The sequence below is a fragment of the Rhizobacter sp. P2_H2 genome, assembly GCF_056403375.1.
The window spans coordinates 1-1,087 of record NZ_JBFUFP010001439.1 but is presented as its reverse complement, the minus strand read 5'-3'; the positions used below and the strand labels follow the sequence as shown (position 1 = coordinate 1,087).

Sequence of the window (1,087 nt, the reverse complement as noted above, 5' to 3'; positions counted from 1 at the left end):
CTCGCGGACCGCGGAGCCCAGCTTCATGTTTTCGAACGGATTGACGACCATCGATGCGAAGCCCGTCAGCTCGGTGACGCGGTCCTTCAGCCCCGGCAGGGTCGCCGTGCCACCAGCCAGCATCACGTAGTGCACCTTGTGGTGCGGCGTGCTGGTGAAGAAATACTGCAGCGCGCGCCCGATCTCCTGCGACAGGCTGTCGACGAACGGCACCAGCAGCGACGACTCGTAGTCTTCCGGCAACTCGGCCGAGAGCTTCTTCTGCTCGGCCTCCTCGAACGAGAAGCCGTACTGGCGGGAGATCAGCTGCGTCAGCTGCGAACCGCCGAAGGCCTGGTCGCGGTCGTAGAGCATCTCTTCGTCGCGCAGCACCTTCAGGCTGGTGGTGTCGGCACCGATCTCGAACAGCGCGACGAGGGCGTCCTTGCCCTCGTTCGGCAGCGCCTCGATCAGCCGGCCCATCGCCAGGCGCGAGGCATGCGACTCGATGTCGAGCACCGCGGGCTTCAGGCCGGCGGCTTCCGCCAGGCCTTGACGGTCCTGCACGCGATCCTTGCGCGACGCGGCGATCAGCACCTCGACATCGCCCACCGACGTGGGGCTCGGGCCGACCACGGAGAAGTCAAGACTCACCTCGTCGAGCGAGAACGGGATGTATTGGTTGGCTTCGGATTCGACCTGCAGCTCGAGCTCTTCTTCGCGCAAGCCGGCGGGCAGCATGATCTTCTTCGTGATCACCGCCGATTGCGGCATCGCGAGCACGACCTGCTTGGTCTTGGTGCCGCTCTTGGTGACCACGCGGCGGACGGCATCGGCCACCTCGTCGAATTTCTCGATCTGGCCGTCGGTGATCCAGCCCTTCTCGAAGCTCTCGGAGGCGAAACGCTCGAGTACATATTCACCGGAGGCACTTTGGCCCAACTCGACCAGCTTCACACTGGACGAGCTGATATCCAAGCCGATCATCGGTGGATGCTTTCGGCCTAACAACAGGTCTAGGAAGCTCAAGGGGCCATCTCCCAACGCGACACGAATCGACGACCGAATTGGCTGTGATACGTGCGCTGGATTGTTAAGAAGTTACTTC

Annotated in this window: 1 protein-coding gene; it reads right to left on the bottom strand. The window is 62.9% G+C overall.

What is annotated here, in order from left to right; all coding sequences use genetic code 11:
• A partial coding sequence (locus tag AC1D15_RS33760) for a pilus assembly protein PilM (RefSeq protein WP_477829497.1) occupies window positions 1-966 on the bottom strand: 966 nt, incomplete at its 3' end.
• Window positions 967-1,087: the final 121 nt, after the last annotated feature.